Genomic DNA, 12,733 nt, shown 5'->3' with positions numbered 1-12,733 from the left:
CGTGGGGCGCGCCCCTCCGGATAACCTCGCGGCAGTCACTTTTCTTACGCAGGAGAATCACCATGGCCCAGGTCCAGCGCATGTCCCGATTGATGATCAAGACGCTGCGCGACGACCCGGCCGACGCCGAGACCGCCAGCCACAAGCTGCTCGTGCGCGCCGGCTACGTCCGCCGCACCGCCGCCGGCATCTGGACCTGGCTGCCGCTGGGCAAGAAGGTGCTGGAGAACGTCTCGCGGATCGTGCGCGAGGAGATGGACGCCATCGGCGCCCAGGAGGTGCTGCTCCCGGCGCTGCTGCCCAAGGAGCCCTACGAGACCAGCCGGCGCTGGGAGGAGTACGGCGACCTGCTCTTCCGCCTCAAGGACCGCAAGGGCGCCGAGTACCTGCTCGGGCCCACCCACGAGGAGATCTTCACCCTCACGGTCAAGGACCAGTGCACGTCCTACAAGGACCTGCCGGTGATGCTCTACCAGATCCAGACGAAGTACCGGGACGAGGCCCGTCCCCGGTCCGGCGTGCTGCGCGGCCGCGAGTTCCAGATGAAGGACTCGTACAGCTTCGACAGCAGCGACGAGGGCCTGGCCGAGTCGTACCGCCTGCACCGCGAGGCGTACCAGAAGATCTTCCAGCGCCTCGGCCTGGACTACCGCATCGTCTCCGCCGTCTCCGGTGCCATGGGCGGCTCGGCCTCCGAGGAGTTCCTGGCCCCCGCCGCGGCCGGCGAGGACACCTTCGTGGACTGCCCGGCCTGCGACTACGCGGCCAACACCGAGGCCGTCACGGTCAAGGTCGAGCCCTCGGACGCCTCCGGCGTCGGCGCGATGGAGGAGCTGGACACCCCGGACACCCCGACCATCGAGACGCTCGCCGAGCACCTGGGCGTCCCCGCCTCCGCCACCCTCAAGAACCTCCTCGTCAAGGTGGACGGCGAGATCGTCGCGGTGGGCGTGCCCGGCGACCGCGAGGTGGACCTCGGCAAGCTGGGCGAGCACCTGGCCCCGGCCACGGTCGAGCTGGTCTCCGCCGAGGACTTCACTGGCCGCGACGACCTGGTGCGCGGCTACGTCGGTCCGCAGGGCCTGGCGGGGAAGGCGTTCAAGTACCTCGCCGACCCCCGGGTCGCCCCCGGCACCGCCTGGATCACCGGCGCCAACAAGGACGGCAAGCACGCCCGCAACGTCGTCGCGGGCCGCGACTTCGAGGTGGACGAGTACCTGGACGTCGTCGTGGTCGAGCCGGGCGACCCCTGCCCCCAGTGCGGCGCGGGCCTGCGCATCGACCGGGCAATCGAAATCGGCCACATCTTCCAGCTGGGCCGCAAGTACGCGGACGCCTTCGAGCTGGACGTGCTCGGCCAGAACGGCAAGCCGGTACGCGTCACGATGGGCTCGTACGGCATCGGCGTCTCCCGCGCCGTGGCCGCCCTCGCCGAGCAGACCCACGACGAGTCCGGCCTGTGCTGGCCCCGCGAGGTGGCCCCGGCCGACGTGCACGTGGTCGCCGCGGGCAAGGCCAAGCAGACCGAGCTGGCCCTGGAGGTCGGTGACAAGCTGGGCGCCGCCGGGCTGCGGGTCCTGGTGGACGACCGGGCCGGTGTCTCGCCGGGCGTGAAGTTCACCGACGCGGAGCTGCTGGGCGTGCCGACCATCCTGGTCGCGGGCCGCCGCGCCGGTGAGGGCGTCGTCGAGCTGAAGGACCGCCGTACGGGCGAGCGCGAGGAGCTGACGGTCGAGGAGGCCGTGGCCCGGCTGAGCGCCTGACGGACGCGGAACGGCCCAGGGGCCGGGCGGGACCGGGAGTCCGGTCCGGTCCGGCCCCGATCGCCTTCGCGCGCCCTCTCCACAGGGCTGCCGCGCCGTCCGCCGGGCCTACAGCCAGGTGGCGAACTCCAGCAGCAGCTCGCCGCGCTGCTCGTCGCCGCCCGGCGTCGTCAGTTCGCGCACTCCCGCGGCCACCGCGCGGTGGAGCGTCCAACTGCGCAGCCGGTCCCGGTCCACGTCCAGGGAGTCCGCCAGTTTGGCCACCCGGCGCCGGGCCGCCGACGCGGCCCCCGAACCGGCCGCCAGGTCCTCGAAGCGGTCCAGCACCAGCCAGGCCAGGTCGTACGCCCGCTCGCCGACCACCGGCGACGGGCCGACCGCCAGCCACGGCGCCCGCTCCCCGGCCAGCACCTTGCCCTGCCGGAACGCGCCGTGCAGCAGCACCTCCTCGGGCGCGTCGGCCGGCAGCGCCCGGCGCAGCTCCAGGCACTCGTCCAGCAGCGGCCCGGCGGCCACCGTCGCGGACCCGAGCGCCCGCAGCTCCTCGACGGCTTCCTCCGTACGGTCCGCCAGCGACGGGAAGGGGTGGTCCGCGGCCGGCGGCACCCACAGCCGCCGTACCGTCCCCGCCGCCTCCAGCAGGGCCTTCGCCTCCGGCAGCGAGCGCAGGGACACCGCGCCCCGCAGCCGCTCCAGGAGCAGCGCACCGCTGTCCGCGTCGGCGCGCAGCAGCTGGACCGCGCCCCAGCCGTCCCACTGCGCCAGCGCCGCGCCCTCGTGCGCCGGCGCCCGGCCGGGCGCCGGGAACTTCAGCGCCGCCGGGGTGCCGTCGGCCTGCCGCACGTACGCGAGCAGGCTGCTGCGCCCGCCCGGGGCGTGCACCCGCTCCAAAGTCAGCTCCCAGGCGTCCAGCCGCTGCTGCACGAGCCCGGGCAGCGCGTCGAGCCAGGCACCGGCCGGGCCGTCCGGGTCGCCGCCGAGCGCGCTCACCAGCCGTTGCGGCGGTTCGATGGGTGCCGTAGCCATGCGTGTGCTGTCCCTTTCGACGGACGTTCGGTGGATCGGTGCGGTGAACCGGTCGTCGTGGACCGGCGCGGTGGCCCCCGGTGCGGGCGGCCCGTCATAACCGGCCGCGGCGGCGCCGGGGGCGCCGGACGGGATGCCGGCGCCCCCGGCGCGCTCCGTGAGCCCAGGGAAGGCTACGCCGCTGCCGCGCCAGCGCACCGCCCGCACCGCGGCCTCCCGCAGCGCCCCGGCCGCGTCCCGGCGCCGGGCACCGCCCCCGGCCCGTACGAGATCGGCGTACACCGCCGCCACCCGGTCCTCCAGCTCCGCGGCCAGCCGGACGGCGGCGGCCGCGTCCGGCACCGGGAACGGCAGCTCGTACGCGGCCGCGGCGGCCTGGGGTGTGCCGCCGAGGTCCTGCACGCCGCGCCGGAGCGCGTCCCGGCGCGCGCGGTGCGCGTCGTACCCCTCCCGCGCTTCTTTGCGCCGGTCGGCACCGATCCGGCCGCCGACCACGCCGTAGCCGTAGACGGCGGCGTGCTCGGCCGCCAGCGCCGCCTGGAGTGCCCGCAGCTCGGCGCCCCGTGTACCGCTCGCCGCCGCCTCGGCGCGCGCCGCCCTGGATGTCAGCATCGCTGTGCCCCTTCCGCGGCCGGGGCCGGGCCCGGCCTGTCGTCCGTGATCGGTGCCACCGTCGCCGCGGCGCGCCTCACGCGCCGCCCTCCGTGAGCAGGTACGCGTGCGCCGCGCCCGCCGCCGCGACCGACGCCAGCAGCCCGGCCAGCTCCGGCGGAGCGTCCACGAGGGCCGCGGCCCGGGCGTCGGCGGTACGCCGCTCCGCCGCCGCGAGGTCCGCCCGCGCCCGCTGCGCGTCCGGCGGGACGGCGGGGGAGGCGGGGGCGGAGGGCGCGGCCGACGCGCCCGCACGGGGCGACGTGGAGGGGGCGGCGGAGGCGGACGGCGCGGGGGAGGCCCCGCCGAACGCCGCCGCGTGCCGGGCCACTTCGGCGCGCAGCGGCCGCAGCCGCTCGCCGAGGCCGGGGTGCGCGGCGAGCGTCGCGTCGTACCGGGCGAGCAGCGCGGCGCTGTCCCGCGCGGCCCGCGCGCGCAGCCGCGCCTCCGCCGCCGCGTCCGCGTCCTTCCTGCCCCCGCCGGACCCGGAATCCTCCGAGCAGCCGGTGAGCAGCAGCGCCGTCCCGCCGAGCACGGAGCCGGCCAGCAAGGTCCTCCTGCGCGTGAGCGCGACGTTGTGCACGTGTGACTTCCCGGGGTCTTCGGTGGGGGCGTCCGTAGTGATCACCGCAGGCGAGCGTATCCGTGACCCGCCACCGAATCGTCAGTACCCCGCCGGAACAGCTAGGCTTTGACCCGACACGCGACCTTCCCACAACAGCACACGCGGCCGAGGAGTCACCCGGATGAGCACCACCCAGAGCGAGAGGCTGCGCGGACTGCTTGAACCGCTCGTCGCCGCGCGAGACCTGGATCTGGAAGAGATCGAGGTGACACCGGCCGGAAAGCGGCGTGTGCTGAGGATCGTGGTCGACTCCGACGACGGCGTACAGCTCGACGAGTGTGCCGAGCTGAGCCGCGAGGTGTCGCAGGCGCTGGACGACTCCGACGTCATGGGCGGCGCCCCGTACACGCTGGAGGTCACCTCCCCCGGAGCCGACCGCCCGCTGACCGAGCCGCGGCACTACCGCCGCGCCGTCGGCCGCCTCGTCAAGGCTCAACTCCACGAGGGCGGCGAGCTGGTGGCACGCATCACCGCCATGGACGACGAGGGCCTGGACCTGGAGGTCCCGGGCGTCAAGGGGCGCAAGCCCACCGCCCGGCGGGTCGCCTTCGCCGAGATCGCCAAGGCGCGCGTGGAGATCGAGTTCAACCGCAAGCAGGACCAGGGGCGCGACGACCGCGCCGAGCAGCACGACGAGAGCCAGGAGGAGGCGTAGCCGTGGACATCGACATGAGTGCCCTGCGGGGTTTGGTACGGGAGAAGGAGATCTCGTTCGACCTGCTGGTCGCGGCGATCGAGTCGGCCCTCCTCATCGCGTACCACCGCACCGAGGGAAGCCGCCGGCACGCGCGGGTGGAGCTGAACCGCGACACCGGGCACGTGACGGTGTGGGCCAAGGAGGACCCGGCCGACCTCGAAGAGGGCGCCGAGCCCCGTGAGTTCGACGACACCCCGTCGGGTTTCGGCCGGATCGCGGCGACCACCGCCAAGCAGGTCATCCTCCAGCGGCTGCGGGACGCCGAGGAGGAGATCACCTTCGGCGAGTACGCCGGACGGGAGGGCGACGTCGTCATGGGCGTCGTCCAGCAGGGCCGGGACCCGAAGAACGTCCTGGTCGACATCGGCAAGCTGGAGGCCATCCTGCCGGTGCAGGAGCAGGTCCCGGGCGAGGAGTACGCGCACGGCACGCGGCTGCGCTCGTACGTGGTCCGGGTGGTCAAGGGCGTGCGCGGCCCGTCCGTGACGCTCTCGCGCACCCACCCCAATCTGGTGAAGAAGCTCTTCGCCATGGAGGTGCCGGAGATCGCCGACGGCTCGGTGGAGATCGCGGCCATCGCCCGTGAGGCGGGCCACCGCACCAAGATCGCCGTGCGGTCCACCCGCTCCGGGCTGAACGCCAAGGGCGCCTGCATCGGCCCGATGGGCGGCCGGGTGCGCGCGGTCATGGCCGAGCTGCACGGCGAGAAGATCGACATCGTCGACTGGTCGGACGACCCGGCCGAGCTGGTGGCGCACGCCCTGTCGCCCGCCAGGGTCAGCAAGGTCGAGGTGGTCGACCTGGCGGCGCGCTCCGCCCGGGTGACCGTCCCCGACTACCAGCTGTCGCTGGCCATCGGCAAGGAAGGGCAGAACGCCCGGCTCGCCGCCCGGCTCACCGGCTGGCGCATCGACATCCGCCCGGACACCGACCAGGGCGGGGACCAGAGCTGAGCCCGGGCCGCCGCCGGGTACGGGCCATCCGCCCGTCCCCGCCGGGGGCCGGGACACGTCAGGGTGCGGCCGCAGCCGAAAATCGGTGGCGGCCCACCGGAATTTTGAGCGACCGTTCGGGCATTACCCCGTAGGGGTGAGGCCGTCGCGGGGAGGTAGACTTAAGCAGTGTCTGGCCGGACGCATGCCCGCGCATGCCCTGAGCGCACCTGTGTGGGGTGCCGGGAGCGAGCGGCCAAGAGCCATCTGCTGCGCATCGTGGCGATCGAGGGTGAGTGTGTCCCCGATCCTCGCGGTACGCTGCCCGGCCGGGGTGCTTATGTGCACCCGACACGGGTCTGTCTCGACCTGGCGGTCCGCCGCCGGGTCTTCCCCCGGGCCTTCCGGGGCCGGGGACCGTTCGATGCGACGGCCTTGCGCCGCTTCGTCGAACGGGCGCATGCCGATCAAGCCCCACCGGTTGATCGGGCAACACCGTAAGAAAGCACAGCGCACGGAAAACCGTGCGGTCAGGTACCTCGCGAGTCGGAAGTAGGTCGAGATTGCGATGAGCACTCGATGAGTACGCGATGAGTACGCCCATGAAGTAGCGACGGTCCGGTGGACACCCGGACCTAGAAGGAGCGAAGTGGCTAAGGTCCGGGTATACGAACTCGCCAAGGAGTTCGGAGTGGAGAGCAAGGTCGTCATGGCCAAGCTCCAAGAACTTGGTGAATTCGTCCGTTCGGCGTCCTCGACGATCGAGGCGCCGGTTGTTCGAAAGCTGACCGACGCTTTCCAGGCGGGCAACGGCAACGGCCGTGCCGCCGGCAAGCCCGCAGCACCGCGCAAGAGCGCGCCTGCGAAGCCCGCGCCGTCCCCGGCGCAGGGCGCACGCCCCGCCGCCCCGAAGCCGGGCGCCCCCAAGCCGGGCCCCGCCGCTCCGGCGCCGGCCGCCCCCGAGGCACCCGAGTCCCAGGCCCCGGCGGCTCCCGCCGAGGCCCCGAAGTCGGCCCCGACCCCGGGTCCGCGCCCCACGCCGGGTCCGAAGGCCCCGGCGCCCAAGCCCGCGCCGGCCGCGCCGGCGCAGCCCGAGTTCCAGGCTCCGCCGTCGGCTCCGGCCCCGAAGCCCGGCGCCACCCCCGGCCCGCGTCCGGCCCGCCCGCAGGGCGGCCAGGGCGGCCGTGACGGCGGCCAGGGCCGCGGCAACGCGCCGCGTCCCGGCGGCGAGCGCCAGGGGGCCCCGCGCCCCGGCGGCAACCGTCCGTCCGGACCGCGTCCGGGCAACAACCCCTTCACCTCCGGCGGCTCGACCGGCATGGCCCGCCCGCAGGCCCCCCGTCCCGGTGGCGCGCCGCGCCCCGGCGGCCCGGGTGCCCCCGGCGGCCCGCGTCCGCAGGGCGGCCAGGGTGGCCAGGGCGGTCCCCGTCCGCAGGCGCCCGGTGGCGCCCGTCCGACCCCGGGCGGCATGCCCCGCCCGCAGGGCGCCGGCCAGGGCGGCCCGCGTCCCGGCGGCGGTAACCGTCCCAACCCGGGCATGATGCCGAAGAGCCCGGCCGCCGGTCCCCGTCCGGGCCCCGGTGGCGGCGGTCGCGGTCCCGGTGGTGCCGGTCGTCCCGGTGGCGGCGGCGGTCGTCCGGGTGGCGGCGGCTTCGCCGGCCGTCCCGGTGGCGGCGGCGGTCGTCCGGGTGGCGGCGGCGGTTTCGCCGGCCGTCCCGGTGGCGGCGGTCCCGGTGGTGGCGGTGGCTTCGGCGGCCGTCCCGGCTTCGGCGGCCGTCCGGGTGGTCCCGGTGGCCGTGGTGGCACGCAGGGCGCCTTCGGCCGTCCCGGCGGTCCCGCGCGCCGTGGCCGCAAGTCGAAGCGGCAGCGTCGTCAGGAGTACGAGGCCATGCAGGCCCCGTCGGTGGGCGGCGTCATGCTGCCCCGTGGCAACGGTGCGACGGTCCGGCTGTCGCGCGGTGCCTCGCTGACCGACTTCGCCGAGAAGATCAACGCCAACCCGGCGTCCCTCGTCCAGGTCATGCTGAACCTGGGTGAGATGGTCACCGCGACGCAGTCCGTCTCCGACGAGACGCTGCACCTCCTCGGCGAGGAGATGAACTACGTCGTAGAGATCGTCTCCCCGGAGGAGGAGGACCGCGAGCTCCTGGAGTCGTTCGACATCGACTTCGGCGAGAACGAGGGCGGCGAGGAGATGCTCGTCGCGCGTCCGCCGGTGGTGACCGTCATGGGTCACGTCGACCACGGAAAGACCCGGCTGCTCGACGCGATCCGCAAGACGAACGTCATCGCGGGCGAGGCCGGCGGCATCACCCAGCACATCGGTGCCTACCAGGTCGCGACCGAGGTCAACGACGAAGAGCGGCGCATCACCTTCATCGACACCCCGGGTCACGAGGCGTTCACCGCCATGCGTGCCCGCGGTGCCAAGTCGACCGACATCGCGATCCTCGTGGTGGCGGCCAACGACGGTGTGATGCCGCAGACGATCGAGGCGCTGAACCACGCCAAGGCGGCCGACGTGCCGATCGTGGTCGCGGTCAACAAGATCGACGTCGAGGGCGCGGACCCGACCAAGGTGCGCGGTCAGCTGACCGAGTACGGCCTGGTGGCCGAGGAGTACGGCGGCGACACGATGTTCGTCGACATCTCCGCCCGCCAGGGCGAGAACATCGACCAGCTGCTGGAGGCCGTGGTCCTGACCGCGGACGCCGCTCTGGACCTGCGCGCCAACCCGGAGCAGGACGCCCAGGGCATCGCGATCGAGGCCCACCTCGACCGTGGCCGCGGCGCCGTGGCGACCGTCCTGGTCCAGCGCGGCACGCTGCGCGTCGGCGACACGATGGTGGCCGGCGACGCGTACGGCCGGGTCCGGGCGATGCTCGACGACAAGGGCAACAACGTCGAGGAAGCGGGTCCGTCGACCCCCGTCCTGGTCCTGGGTCTGACCAACGTCCCGGGCGCCGGCGACAACTTCCTGGTCGTCGACGAGGACCGCACGGCCCGCCAGATCGCCGAGAAGCGCGCCGCCCGTGAGCGCAACGCCGCGTTCGCCAAGCGAACCCGCCGGGTGTCGCTGGAGGACCTGGACAAGGTACTCAAGGCCGGCGAGGTCCAGCAGCTCAACCTCATCATCAAGGGCGACGCGTCCGGTTCGGTCGAGGCCCTGGAGTCCTCGCTGCTCCAGCTCGACGTCGGCGAAGAGGTCGACATCCGGGTCCTGCACCGCGGCGTCGGTGCGGTCACGGAGTCCGACATCAACCTGGCGTCCGGCTCCGACGCGATCGTGATCGGCTTCAACGTCCGCGCCGAAGGCCGCGCGACGCAGATGGCCGAGCGCGAGGGCGTGGACGTGCGCTACTACTCGGTCATCTACCAGGCGATCGAGGAGATCGAGGCGGCCCTCAAGGGCATGCTCAAGCCGGAGTACGAAGAGGTCGAGCTCGGTACGGCGGAGATCCGCGAGGTCTTCAAGTCGTCCAAGCTGGGCAACATCGCGGGTGTTCTCATCCGCTCCGGCGAGGTCAAGCGCAACACCAAGGCCCGCCTGGTCCGCGACGGCAAGGTCGTCGCGGAGAACCTCAACATCGAGGGTCTGCGCCGCTTCAAGGACGACGTCACCGAGATCCGCGAAGGCTTCGAGGGCGGTATCAACCTCGGCAACTTCAACGACATCAAGGTCGACGACGTCATCGCGACGTACGAGATGCGCGAGAAGCCGCGCGGCTGATCACACGCATCACCGCCCGCGTTCCCGGCCCGCCGTCACCGGCGGGCCGGGGCCGGGCGGGACTGGGGCCGGTCGGCGGATATTTCCGTCGATCGGCCCCGGCTGTTGCGTGTACGGTTCGGATGGCTCGTACATCTGCCATCTAGTGCCCCACGGGTGGCCTTACCCGCACCGCATGTACGTAGGGACGCTGTCCTTCGACCTCCTCCTCGGCGACGTACGGTCGCTGAAGGAGAAGCGCTCCGTCGTCCGCCCGATCGTCGCCGAACTGCACCGCAGGTACGCGGTCAGCGTGGCGGAGGTCGGTGACCAGGACCTCTACCGCAGGGCCCGGATCGGCCTGGCGGTGGTGTCCGGGGACCCGGGGCACCTCACAGACGTACTGGACCGCTGCGAGCGCATGGTCGCCGCACGGCCCGAAGTGGAGCTGCTGTCGGTACGCCGGCGGCTCCACGGCGACGATGACGACTGAGCGGGTCGTCGGCGCCACGAGCACCATGGTGAAAGAGACAGAAGGAGACGGACCAGTGGCCGACAACGCGCGGGCGAAGAAGCTGGCGGACCTCATCCGGGAGGTGGTCGCCCAGAAGCTGCAACGCGGCATCAAGGACCCGCGCCTGGGTTCGCACGTGACCATCACGGACACCCGGGTCACCGGCGACCTGCGGGAGGCGACGGTCTTCTACACGGTCTACGGCGACGACGAGGAGCGGGCCGGCGTGGCGGCCGGGCTGGAGAGCGCCAAGGGCATCCTGCGCTCCGAGGTCGGCCGGGCGGCGGGCGTGAAGTTCACCCCGACCCTCACGTTCGTCGCGGACGCGCTGCCGGAGAACGCCAAGACGATCGAGGACCTGCTCGACAAGGCGCGGGCCTCGGACGCCAAGGTGCGCGAGGTGTCCTCGGGTGCCGCGTACGCGGGCGAGGCGGACCCGTACCGCAAGCCCGGCGACGAGGACGAGGACACCACGGCGTAATGAAGCGCGAGAACACCGGCGCGAAGCGCGTGGAGCGCACCCGCGCCAAGCAGGGGGCGCCGGACGGCCTGGTCATCGTCGACAAGCCGGCCGGCTTCACCTCGCACGACGTGGTGGCGAAGATGCGGGGCATGGCCCGCACCCGCCGCGTCGGGCACGCCGGCACGCTCGACCCGATGGCGACGGGCGTGCTCGTCCTGGGCATCGAACGCGCCACCAAGCTGCTCGGCCACCTCGCGCTGACCGAGAAGGAGTACGTCGGTACCGTCCGGCTGGGCCAGACCACGGTCACCGACGACGCCGAGGGCGAGATCACCGCGTCCACGGCTGCGCACGGCCTGGACCGGTCGGCGATCGACGCGGGCGTGGCCGACCTGACCGGCGCCATCATGCAGGTGCCGTCCAAGGTCAGCGCCATCAAGATCGACGGCAAGCGGTCCTACGCGCGGGTGCGCAAGGGCGAGGACGTGGAGATACCGGCCCGCCCGGTGACCGTCTCCTCGTTCGTCGTGTACTCCGCCGAGGAGACCGAGGCCGAGGACGGCACGCCCGTCACCGACCTGCTGGTCTCGGTGGAGTGCTCCTCCGGTACGTACATCCGGGCGCTCGCCCGCGACCTGGGGGAGGCGCTCGGCGTCGGCGGGCACCTGACCGCGCTGCGGCGCACCCGGGTCGGCCCGTACAAGCTCGACCGGGCCCGCACGCTGGAGCAGCTCCAGGCGTCCGTGGACGACGAGACGGGCGGCGGGCTGCCGGTCATGCCGATCGGCGAGGCGGCGGCCGCGGCCTTCCCTCGCTGGGACGTCACGCTGGACCAGGCGCGGCTGCTGACCAACGGGGTGCGTCTCCCGATGCCGCGGTTCGACGACGCGGGCGGGCGACCGGCCGCGGCGTTCGCGCCGGACGGGACGTTCGTGGCGCTGCTGGAGAACCAGGGCGGCCGGGCGAAGAGCCTCGCGGTCTTCGCGCCGTAGCGGGGACCGGGGACGGACAGCACGGACGGGCGGTGCCATGGACATGGCGCCGCCCGTCGCCGTCCGCCCGGCAGGGGCGCGGACGGCGGTGCCGTGCTCCGGCGCACGGGTGAAGGGGCAAGCCGCGGCGGCCGGACGGGCGCCGCCGGGTGCCGCACTCCACAGAAGCGAGGCGACCCTTCCCGCGAACCGATGCGCACGGCATGGCAGTCTTAGACCTGCGTAAGGCCGAGGGTGCCCGGATCCGACCGGGTTCTTCCGGCGCAGTGACGGACGAGAGTTCTGGCGAGGAGCGGGCACAGTGCAGCGCTGGCGTGGCTTGGAGGACATCCCCGAGGGCTGGGGACGCAGCGTCGTCACCATCGGCTCCTACGACGGCGTGCACCGCGGACACCAGCTGATCATCGGGAAGACGGTGGCCCGCGCCCGGGAGCTGGGCGTGCCGGCCGTGGTGGTCACCTTCGATCCGCACCCCAGCGAGGTGGTACGGCCCGGCACCCACCCGCCGCTGCTGGCCCCGCACGAGCGGCGCGCCGAGCTGATGGCCGGCCTCGGCGTGGACGCCGTGCTGATCCTGCCGTTCACCCAGGAGTTCTCGAAGCTGGCCCCGGCCGACTTCGTGGTCAAGGTCCTGGTCGACAAGCTGCACGCGCAGCTGGTCGTGGAGGGGCCGAACTTCCGCTTCGGACACAAGGCCGCGGGCACCGTGGACACGCTCGCCGAGCTGGGCGGCACCTACGACTACGCGGTCGAGGTGGTCGACCTGTTCGAACGGGGCACCGCGGGCGGCGGCGAGCCGTTCTCCTCGACCCTGACCCGGCGGCTGGTCGCCGAGGGCGACGTGGCGGGCGCGATGGAGGTCCTGGGACGGCCGCACCGGGTCGAGGGCGTGGTGGTGCGCGGCGCCCAGCGCGGCCGGGAGCTGGGCTATCCGACGGCGAACGTGGAGACGCTGCCGCACACCGCGATCCCGGCGGACGGGGTGTACGCGGGCTGGCTGCACGCGGCCGGCGAGCGGATGCCGGCGGCCATCTCGGTCGGCACCAACCCGCAGTTCGACGGCACGGCCCGGACCGTCGAGGCCCACGCGATCGACCGCGTCGGCCTGGACCTGTACGGCCTGCACGTCGCGGTCGACTTCTACGCCTACCTCCGCGGCATGGAGAAGTTCGAGACGCTCGACGGACTGCTGGAGCGGATGGCGGTCGACATCAAGGAAGCACGCGAGCTGATCGCCTCCGCCGAGGACTGACGGCGGCTTCCCGACGGCGTACGGCGGTGCCCGCGTGGGCGGGGCCGCCGGAGCACGGAACGAGGCCCGGCACTTGGGAAAGTGCCGGGCCTCGTCGTGTGTGCCGCCG

General features: G+C 73.5%; 11 protein-coding genes and 1 pseudogene. 9 read left to right on the top strand and 3 right to left on the bottom strand.

Annotated features, from left to right (window positions below):
* Positions 1–62: 62 nt before the first annotated feature.
* Positions 63–1,763 (top strand): proline--tRNA ligase, encoded by a 1,701-nt coding sequence (locus ACH4FX_RS25315; protein WP_398482559.1) that lies wholly within the window; start codon positions 63–65, stop codon positions 1,761–1,763.
* A 108-nt stretch (positions 1,764–1,871) separates the two neighbouring features.
* On the opposite strand, the gene ACH4FX_RS25310 is transcribed toward ACH4FX_RS25315, so the two are convergent.
* The 3 genes and pseudogenes from ACH4FX_RS25310 to ACH4FX_RS25300 form a co-directional block, all read right to left on the bottom strand.
* Positions 1,872–2,789 carry an aminoglycoside phosphotransferase family protein gene (locus tag ACH4FX_RS25310; RefSeq protein WP_398482789.1) on the bottom strand — a complete coding sequence of 306 codons (918 nt, stop codon included), beginning with the start codon at positions 2,787–2,789 and terminating at the stop codon, positions 1,872–1,874.
* Between the two features lie 165 nt (positions 2,790–2,954).
* Positions 2,955–3,401: pseudogene (locus ACH4FX_RS25305) on the bottom strand (ferritin-like domain-containing protein); the annotation flags it as partial.
* Between the two features lie 76 nt (positions 3,402–3,477).
* Positions 3,478–4,068, bottom strand: coding sequence for a hypothetical protein (locus tag ACH4FX_RS25300; RefSeq protein WP_398482557.1), 591 nt, complete (start codon positions 4,066–4,068; stop codon positions 3,478–3,480).
* A gap of 118 nt (positions 4,069–4,186) precedes the next feature.
* Between ACH4FX_RS25300 and rimP the strand changes: the two genes are divergently transcribed.
* The 8 genes from rimP to ACH4FX_RS25260 all read left to right on the top strand — a co-directional run bounded on the left by rimP (position 4,187) and on the right by ACH4FX_RS25260 (position 12,624).
* Positions 4,187–4,720 (top strand): ribosome maturation factor RimP, encoded by a 534-nt coding sequence (gene rimP, locus ACH4FX_RS25295; RefSeq protein ID WP_398482555.1) that lies wholly within the window; start codon positions 4,187–4,189, stop codon positions 4,718–4,720.
* A 2-nt stretch (positions 4,721–4,722) separates the two neighbouring features.
* Entirely contained in the window at positions 4,723–5,715 is a 993-nt protein-coding gene (gene nusA, locus ACH4FX_RS25290; protein WP_398482553.1) for a transcription termination factor NusA, read from the top strand.
* A 168-nt stretch (positions 5,716–5,883) separates the two neighbouring features.
* Positions 5,884–6,195: a YlxR family protein gene (locus ACH4FX_RS25285; RefSeq protein WP_398482551.1), complete on the top strand. Its 312-nt coding sequence runs from the start codon at positions 5,884–5,886 to the stop codon at positions 6,193–6,195.
* A gap of 148 nt (positions 6,196–6,343) precedes the next feature.
* The gene (gene infB, locus ACH4FX_RS25280; protein WP_398482549.1) at positions 6,344–9,424 is read left to right on the top strand and encodes a translation initiation factor IF-2; all 3,081 of its coding nucleotides are present in this window, start codon (positions 6,344–6,346) and stop codon (positions 9,422–9,424) included.
* A gap of 175 nt (positions 9,425–9,599) precedes the next feature.
* Positions 9,600–9,896 (top strand): DUF503 domain-containing protein, encoded by a 297-nt coding sequence (locus tag ACH4FX_RS25275; protein ID WP_398482548.1) that lies wholly within the window; start codon positions 9,600–9,602, stop codon positions 9,894–9,896.
* A gap of 55 nt (positions 9,897–9,951) precedes the next feature.
* Positions 9,952–10,398, top strand: a complete 447-nt coding sequence (gene rbfA, locus ACH4FX_RS25270; RefSeq protein WP_398482546.1) for a 30S ribosome-binding factor RbfA — start codon at positions 9,952–9,954, stop codon at positions 10,396–10,398.
* The gene (gene truB / locus ACH4FX_RS25265) at positions 10,398–11,372 is read left to right on the top strand and encodes a tRNA pseudouridine(55) synthase TruB (RefSeq protein ID WP_398482544.1); all 975 of its coding nucleotides are present in this window, start codon (positions 10,398–10,400) and stop codon (positions 11,370–11,372) included. The genes rbfA and truB overlap by 1 nt, the downstream gene beginning before the upstream one ends.
* Positions 11,373–11,673: 301 nt before the next feature.
* On the top strand, positions 11,674–12,624 hold the full coding sequence (locus tag ACH4FX_RS25260) for a bifunctional riboflavin kinase/FAD synthetase (protein ID WP_398482542.1): 951 nt from the start codon (positions 11,674–11,676) through the stop codon (positions 12,622–12,624).
* Positions 12,625–12,733 lie beyond the last annotated feature (109 nt).

The organism is Streptomyces sp. NPDC018019, from assembly GCF_044327805.1.
Classification (GTDB): Bacteria; Actinomycetota; Actinomycetes; order Streptomycetales; family Streptomycetaceae; genus Streptomyces.
Note: the sequence above shows the minus strand (reverse complement) of the source record. Positions and strands in the feature narration are given on the sequence as shown.